The organism is Vibrio sp. 10N.261.55.A10 (assembly GCF_041470825.1).
Taxonomy (GTDB): Bacteria; Pseudomonadota; Gammaproteobacteria; order Enterobacterales; family Vibrionaceae; genus Vibrio; species Vibrio crassostreae_C.
Genome location: NZ_JBFRNC010000053.1, coordinates 1 through 7,320, shown reverse-complemented (window position 1 = coordinate 7,320; position 7,320 = coordinate 1). Strand labels below are relative to the sequence as shown.

7 protein-coding genes are annotated in these 7,320 nt (G+C 41.2%); 4 read left to right on the top strand and 3 right to left on the bottom strand.

The window, feature by feature from the left end; all coding sequences use genetic code 11:
* Nucleotide 1: 1 nt before the first annotated feature.
* Nucleotides 2-988: a helix-turn-helix domain-containing protein gene (locus AB4274_RS16660; protein WP_372112664.1), complete on the bottom strand. Its 987-nt coding sequence runs from the start codon at nucleotides 986-988 to the stop codon at nucleotides 2-4.
* Between the two features lie 96 nt (nucleotides 989-1,084).
* Entirely contained in the window at nucleotides 1,085-2,041 is a 957-nt protein-coding gene (locus tag AB4274_RS16655) for a helix-turn-helix domain-containing protein (RefSeq protein ID WP_372112663.1), read from the bottom strand.
* A gap of 269 nt (nucleotides 2,042-2,310) precedes the next feature.
* On the opposite strand from AB4274_RS16655, the gene AB4274_RS16650 reads away from it, so the two are divergent.
* Complete coding sequence (locus AB4274_RS16650; RefSeq protein ID WP_017062770.1) at nucleotides 2,311-3,075, top strand: EAL domain-containing protein; 765 nt, start codon at nucleotides 2,311-2,313, stop codon at nucleotides 3,073-3,075.
* 209 nt (nucleotides 3,076-3,284) lie between these two features.
* Nucleotides 3,285-5,156: an MOSC N-terminal beta barrel domain-containing protein gene (locus AB4274_RS16645; RefSeq protein WP_372112661.1), complete on the top strand. Its 1,872-nt coding sequence runs from the start codon at nucleotides 3,285-3,287 to the stop codon at nucleotides 5,154-5,156.
* Nucleotides 5,157-5,262: 106 nt separating this feature from the next.
* Here the strand turns inward: AB4274_RS16645 and nadE are convergent, their stop codons facing one another.
* Nucleotides 5,263-6,093: an ammonia-dependent NAD(+) synthetase gene (gene nadE / locus AB4274_RS16640; protein WP_102393916.1), complete on the bottom strand. Its 831-nt coding sequence runs from the start codon at nucleotides 6,091-6,093 to the stop codon at nucleotides 5,263-5,265.
* Between the two features lie 109 nt (nucleotides 6,094-6,202).
* Between nadE and AB4274_RS16635 the strand changes: the two genes are divergently transcribed.
* Together AB4274_RS16635 and AB4274_RS16630 are read left to right on the top strand one after the other, a co-directional pair.
* A complete protein-coding gene (locus AB4274_RS16635) occupies nucleotides 6,203-6,724 on the top strand; it encodes a nicotinate-nicotinamide nucleotide adenylyltransferase (protein ID WP_017067959.1) in 522 nt (173 codons plus the stop codon).
* Nucleotides 6,725-6,751: 27 nt separating this feature from the next.
* Nucleotides 6,752-7,237 (top strand): hypothetical protein, encoded by a 486-nt coding sequence (locus AB4274_RS16630; RefSeq protein ID WP_372112659.1) that lies wholly within the window; start codon nucleotides 6,752-6,754, stop codon nucleotides 7,235-7,237.
* Nucleotides 7,238-7,320 lie beyond the last annotated feature (83 nt).

Genomic DNA, 7,320 nt, shown 5'->3' with positions numbered 1-7,320 from the left:
TTCATGATCTTGCCCTGGTTTGACAGCCTGTAAGCAAGTTCAAGAACTCGGGTTGAGTAAATAGCTGGCTTGTTTTTATGTGCATTAAAGCTTTAGAATAATAGTGTTTACCAATTTTGATTGCACCGTTGGTTGATTTTTTCTCGTACGAAACAACAGAAAATCCCATTTTTTCGAGTACTTCTGCTGAGCTCTTTATAGCAACTGTTGTGTAGTAGTCGGTAATGTTAGCGTGTTTTGCTAGAAACCTGAATTCTCTATTTAATTGTAGACGAAAAGGTCGCTCGTACAGCGAATGATGGCTCACCGCAAAATAAGCTAATTTTCGTCTTTTATTATAAGGAACGGTTTTTCTTAAATCTATTTCATCAATCGACTTTTGAGAAAGTGTTTCAATTTCGGAGATCATACCTTCAGTCGTGAATATAGTGCCTATGTTATGTCCTAATAGCTCCCCTGTGACGCTGTCGACATATTTATAGGCAATGAAACGTTTTTCATTGCAATATTTTAAAAAATCGATTTTATAGAGTCCATGCTTAATATTCTCATCAGAGGTTTTCTCATGAAAAACAAGTACAGAATTTACAATCTCACTATCATTAGAATTTCCAATCGGATATTCACAAACAGGATTGTGTTCGATCATCGATGTTGACTGATAATTTGCTCTGGCGATCAAGTTATTTAAACTACGGTATTTCTCTTCCATCAGAGTATTGAATTGATCAACTCTATTTTTAGAACTAGGGTCTTGATGTTGTAAATGACTAACTTTAGATAGATAAGGCTCAAGATCGTTGGTAAATTCTCGCAAAACACGAATACTACGGCTAAGAGTTGGTTTAGTTGTTCCTCTTTCCCATCGACTAAGTGTAACGGTATCAATGTTCGATAGATCTCCTCCGAGTAAGTTGAGCTTTGTAGCTGCTTGACTTTGTGTTAGTTCATTCGCGATTCGATATTTTTTTAAGTATTCGCCAAACACAGTAGTTTTCTCCAATCTTTTGCATAAGGCGAAGTATTATTATGTGTAGAAACTTAAGATGGTAGGCATCTTAATTTAAAGTCTGTTTGGCTATGCCTAATGATTTTTGATTGAGTATTGGTTATCCCACTGGGTTGTTTTTATGAGGGTTATTATTTCGGGTTGAGAAAGAAGTGTCGCTGTATCAATTTCGTATAAGCAATGTTCGAATGAGCGGTTGCCTAATTTAAAACCTCCTTTTTCTGACTCAATATCAAATGCTATTTTCTTAAATCCAAGTTGCTCTAAAATTTGTCCGATTTCAGGCCATGCACTAAAGAAATAATAACGTTGAACATTTGAATAGTGAATTAGGTTTATAAATTGAGAAACTAACATACATCGAAATATCTGTAAATTAGAAGAGTAACGATTATAATTACAAACCGATAACTTAGTCGAATTTTTATAACTGACAGATTTTGTCAGGTCGATATCAATGATTTTTGAATGAGTAACTTTGTCAAAATAGTCACTTTCGAATATAAAACTAATTGAGTGACCTACCAACTGCCCGCTTTCTGTTATAAATCTTTTTAAAATAGCTCGTTTGTTTTGTTGGTAGTCATATAGATTAATGTCGAAAAAACCCTTCGGTGTATGGATGGCTGTTTCGTAAAAGATTTTAAGGCTAGATAGTATCTTGTCATCATCTTTCAAAAGAAGTGGCATCTCAGTAATTAAAGTTGATTGTGGCTCTTGTGGCTCTTCATAACTTAATGATGAAAGCTTCGTTACCCTGTTATTAAAACGAAGTTGTTCAACCTCGTCTAGTAGCTTTGTTTCGTTTGGATTAGGTATTAATTCATAAAAGTCACTCAGGTCAACCTGTAAACAACGCAAGATTCTTAGGCATTTTGCAAGTGTTGGTTTGGTTTTTCCTCGTTCCCAACGACTGAGAGTTACCACGTCTACAGAGCGAAACTCTTCATTTGCAAGGTTTAACTTAACAGCAAGCTCACTCTGAGTAAGACCTAGTGAGACTCTCAATTCCTTTAAATAGTCACCAAACATACATTATCCCTAAGCGTAATTTGATCTAATTGAAGTATAGTCATCTATGATGGTTTATGGCGTTTTTAATAACCTATCTAAATGTAACAGACTCGAGATTACCGTTTTGAAACGGCATTGTGTATTTGTACAGGAGTTCGTTTAACTACTTATGCAGTTTGTCTTCACGGTTAAGAAGTAGGCATGTAAAGCTACATATGATTTGTTCATGCTAATCCTTGCTAGTTATTGATCTGTAGTATGGATTAATCACAAAAAGAGGTTTGTTTATGAATACGAATATGTTGTCTGAAAATTTACAAGCCGAAGCACTTATTGACGATGTTAATCAGGGATTGTTTTATCCTGTTTTTCAACCGATAACTAATGGCAATGGAACTGTCGGTGCTGAGGTTTTGTTACGTTGGGAAAAAGGGCACGATGTTGAATCGTCAATTCGCTGTCTGTTAGACTCTAAGAAGATTGCATGGTTTACTCAAATATTCTTGTTAAGAGTGTCCGAGGAATTATTGTCTCAGAAGAAAATGATTGATTTTCTGACTATTAATATCTCCCCTGATCACGTTTTAAGTTTCACTTTTCTACGTGATATTTCCCCAATTTGGCAAGCATGTAATAAGTTGGGTATAACCTTATGGATTGAGCTTACTGAGAATGAACAATACCCGGTTGGCATTGACGAGAAAAGGATGATGTCCCAGTTTGGAGTATGTCGTGGTCTTGGAATTAAAATCGCGATAGATGACTATGGCAGTGGTTATAACACTGGTGAAGCACTGATTAGGGTTGTTAAACCGAACATAGTGAAAATAGATCGGTCGTTAATGAGAAACCGGAGTGATAATTCGACCTTTTGGGAGCGTCTTAGATTTTTAGCTCGGAAGTATCAGATTGAATTGTTATCTGAAGGTATAGAAAACCATGAAGATTTACGTTTTGCACAATCGCAGGGCATAGATTATTTTCAGGGCTATCACTTAGGCAAACCTGGCTCATTGAGTCAATTGTCGAAACAAGGTGCAGCATATTGCTGATCTACTTAAAAATAGCGTGAATAAATTCGGGTTACTTTTAGTGTGTAAAGCATCATCGTTAGTTTCAAGAGTTTTAGGTTTGCCGGAACATAATGCCATTCTATTAGTTTAATCATGCCTACTTAGTATTAAGTGTTTAATGCCTGCCAGTTTATCTATTTATAACCATTTGTTAGCATTGGGACAAACAACAAAACATTGGAATCGTTATGTCGCAGTCACCTTTGGATCAAAAGGCTTTGGAGCAAGAGCTTTCAGGTCAACAGCCCTCCTTATCTCAAATTAATGTGTTTCCGGTTAAATCAGTAGGTGGGATTGCACTCTCTTCTGCTTGGGTCGAAAAACAGGGCCTTACCTTCGACAGACGTTTTATGTTGGCCTTGGCTGACGGCTCAATGGTGACGGCACGTAAGTACCCTAAAATGGTCAAGGTATCTTCTAGCTTGCAACCAGATGGTTTGATCTTCACTTATGAAGCTAAAGAACCGCTGCGCTTAAAGTATGCGAGCTTCAAGATGCAAGAAGCGCCAGCAACGGTGTGGAAAGACAGCTTCACGGCATACACGACATGTGATGAAGCCGATGATTGGTTCAGTGATGTGTTGGGCGTGCGCGTTGAGCTACTGTTCTGTGGTGAGCAATCGAATCGTGTTCGTGAAAAGCTCGGTCACAATGTGAGTTTTGCTGACGGTTACCCAATGTTAGTGATCAGCCAAGCCTCTCTTGATGAACTCAATCGCCGCAGCCCTGAAACCCATTCAATGGATCAGTTCCGCACCAATTTTGTCGTCTCAAACACTGAAGCGTTTGCTGAAGATGGTTGGAAGCGCATTCGAATTGGTGAGGTTGAATTCGAAGCGGTGAAGCCTTGTGAGCGCTGTATCCTAACGACAGTCGATGTTGAGAGCGGCGAATTCAGAGCAACAAAAGAGCCACTCAATACCTTTTCTACGTTCAGAGCCAATGAACGTGGTGGCGTTTTCTTTGGTCAGAACCTTGTGGCGAAAAATGAAGGTCTGGTGAAAGCGGGTGACGTTGTTGAGGTACTTGAAACCAAAGAGAAAGAACATTACGAAGACTCTTGGGTCGAGTCACTGCACTTAACTTGCGTCGAGCGTGAAGAGATCGCTCGCGACTTCACAACCTTTTGGCTAGAGCCAGCGAAAGAGAACAATTTATTACCAAGCTATCAGCCGGGGCAGCATCTACCGATTGAAATGGTGATTAATGGCGAGAAAGTGTCTCGTCGTTACACGTTATCTTCTAGCCCTTCACGCGCAGGTCGTTTGGCGATTTCCGTGAAGCGAGTGGACGATGGTCAAATCTCAAACTGGCTCAATGATCACTTCCAAGTCGGTGACACGCTAGTTGCTCAGAATCCAGATGGCGCATTCTACTTAGAAGATAACCCAACACATCCATTACTGCTGTTATCAGCGGGAAGCGGCATCACCCCTATGTTGTCGATGCTTCGTTACTTAGCCGACCATGGTCAGATTGATGATGTGGTGTTCTATCACCAATGCAGCAGTGAAGAAGATATCCCTTATCAAGCTGAGATTGATAAGATCGCTCGCGAACATGCTGGTCTAAGTGTGATTTATTCACTAAGCCAACCAACGAAAGAGTGGGATGGTTTGTCAGGTCGTTTGAGTGTGTCTCATGTCGCCAAAATTGAGGACCTTCATAAGCGCCAAGCATTCGTGTGTGGCCCTGACGGCTTTATGGATAATGCCAAGAAATTGCTGATTCAAATGGGGCTGAATCCTCAGCATTATCATCAAGAAGCGTTTGGTGTTGCTCAATCAACGGAAGAAGCGGTGAAGCAACTGCAGTTGAGCGTTAACGGCTACCTGTTCGAAGGCAACAACCAATCAACACTACTAGAGCAAGCTGAGTCGGCAGGTGTGTCTATCGCATCAAGCTGTCGCGCGGGTTTCTGTGGTGCTTGTAAAGTGACCCTTGAGTCTGGGCAAGTTCATCAACCTGATGTACCGGCGTTGCAAGAGCATGAACGCAACATGGGGCAAATACTGGCGTGTTGCAGTGTGCCTCAAACTGATATCGAAGTTGTAGACTAACTCGGTAGGTCGGAAGGCCAGAAAGAAAAGCACATTGAATAGAAAAGGCCGGAAGTTCACTGAAATGAACTTCCGGCCTTTTTGATTCTAAGATTAATTCAAACAATTAATCGTAGATCGTTGGGATCGGTTGACGCTTGTGCTGTGTTGCTTTGTAGATGCCTACTAAGCGGTCTGACACGTCTTGAGGGACTTCTTTACCTTCAAGGAAATCATCGATTTGGTCGTAAGAAAGGTTCAATGCTGCTTCGTCGGCTTTCTGTGGATCAAGCTCTTCTAGGTCGGCAGTAGGCACTTTCTTAACCAATAGCTCTGGCGCACCTAGCGTTGCTGCAAGTTCACGAACTTGACGCTTGTTCAGGCCAAACAAAGGCGCTAAATCACATGCGCCGTCACCGTGCTTGGTGTAGAAGCCAGTGATATTTTCAGCTGAGTGGTCAGTACCGATGACAAGACCGCCAACGTAACCTGCAATTTCGTATTGTGCGATCATGCGAGCTCGAGCTTTCACATTGCCTTTCACAAAGTCGATTTTTGCTGAATCTGTTGGTAGTAGGCCTGTGCCCTCTAGAGCAATGTGAGATGCAGCGTGAAGCCCATCAACACCCGCTTTAATGTTTACAGAAACAGATTGAGAAGGCTGAATGAAAGACAGCGCAAGTTGCGCTTCGTCTTCATCTTTTTGTTCACCGTAAGGCAGGCGAACCGCGATGAATTGGTAGTCGTTGCTACCAGCGTTTTCATTTAGGCTATCAACGGCCATTTGTGCTAAACGGCCACAAGTTGTCGAATCCACACCGCCACTGATACCAAGGATCAGAGACTTGCAGCCTGACTGCTGAAGTTTCGTTTTAATAAAGTCCACACGACGAGTCACTTCGAAGTGAGGGTCAATTGAAGGTAGTACGCGCATTTCGTCACGAATTAACTGTTCCATTCGTATTCCTTTCCTGCAAGCAAATTAAAAATCTAGTGTTATCATACCTAAATCATCCGATTTAAAAACCTCTTTGCACAAGCTTAGAAAGAGAAGGCAGTAATAAACAATGGAAAAAATAGCCATTTTCGGTAGTGCGTTTAATCCACCGAGCTTAGGGCACAAAAGTGTGATTGATTCGTTGGCTCACTTTGACAAAATTCTACTCGTTCCAAGTATTGCCCATGCTTGGGGAAAAGAGATGCTAGACTTTGATATGAGATGTCAGTTAGTTAACGCATTTATTAGCGATCTTTCACTGGATCAAGTGGAGCTTTCTTTGATCGAAAAGAGCCTATTTACCCCAGGTGAAAGCGTCACGACTTATGCAGTGCTCAGTGAACTTCAAAAGTTACATCGTGACGCTGAACTGACGTTTGTTATTGGCCCAGATAACTTCTTTAAGTTCTCATCTTTCTATAAATCAGATGAGATTACCGAGCAGTGGTCTGTAATGGCTTGCCCTGAAAAAGTGAAAATTCGCAGCACAGACATACGTAATGCACTGATAAGTGGAAGCGATGTTGCAAAACTGAGTACAAAGTCAGTTACAAAGATGTTGCAAGATAGTGGACTGTATCAGATAATGTAAGTTCACTAATCAAGAGGTCAGAGGACTATGCTAAAGAGCGCGATATCAGCGACGTTGATCATGGCAGCATGTAGTATGCCTGCGTATGCTGAGTGTGATTTTTTTAGCTTAGATTCAATCATGCTGACTTCTGATGAAGATGACAATTGTCTAGATTTCTCGACCAGCATTGAGTCTTTTGGCCAACGTATGATGGAAATCAGTGGGCTGAGCGATGATGAACCTGAAAGCACACCGGACTATTGGTCTGATTGGGTACTTCAAAGTAAAGACTCGCCATTGCTGACACAAAGCATTGAGTCAAACTATGTTGGCTTGGGTATGTGGTTTCCAGAAGACCTTGAAGACGAGGAGTATGATATGTCTACAGAGGAGTGGTTGATGAATCATGGTCTTCAACTCAGCATCGGTTTTGGCGAGAAAGTCGAAGGGCAGCCGCGTATGCGCTTTGATTATCGTTGGCACGACTCACGTGACGCCGACCTAATGATGCAGGTTGAGTTGCCATTTTAGACAGGCAGATGCACAGATAGATTGCTATCTACGTCTAAATAGTAAAAATTAAAAAAGCCGCAAAATGAAGTGACCCCGTAAAG